Annotated in this window: 1 protein-coding gene; it reads right to left on the bottom strand. The window is 57.8% G+C overall.

What is annotated here, in order from left to right; translation table 11 throughout:
- The coding region (locus CH341_RS32495) for a hypothetical protein (protein ID WP_146604769.1) at positions 1 to 186 on the bottom strand (186 nt) is incomplete at its 3' end.
- Positions 187 to 275: the final 89 nt, after the last annotated feature.

Here is a 275-nt window from a genome sequence, read left to right on the forward strand (position 1 = left end):
GACCGAAAGGAACACGGTCTGCATGCGACCGGTGCGGCGCGCCAATAGAAGCACGGCAGGAATGACGGTGACGATCTCCGCGCCAACCAGAATGCTCTCGCCCGACCATTGCGCCAGGAAGACGAAAAAGCATGTGGCGATTAGCAGCCAGCCGGCGAGCCGGTCGGGAAAGGGGGAGGTGTTCATCGACAAAATTCTGCGGGCAATAAAGCCACTGTAAGCTTTGACGGATTGAAGAACAGCCCACTCAGTCGATCGATCAGCATCCTCTGTCC

This window comes from Rhodoplanes roseus (genome assembly GCF_003258865.1).
GTDB classification, from domain to species: Bacteria; Pseudomonadota; Alphaproteobacteria; order Rhizobiales; family Xanthobacteraceae; genus Rhodoplanes; species Rhodoplanes roseus.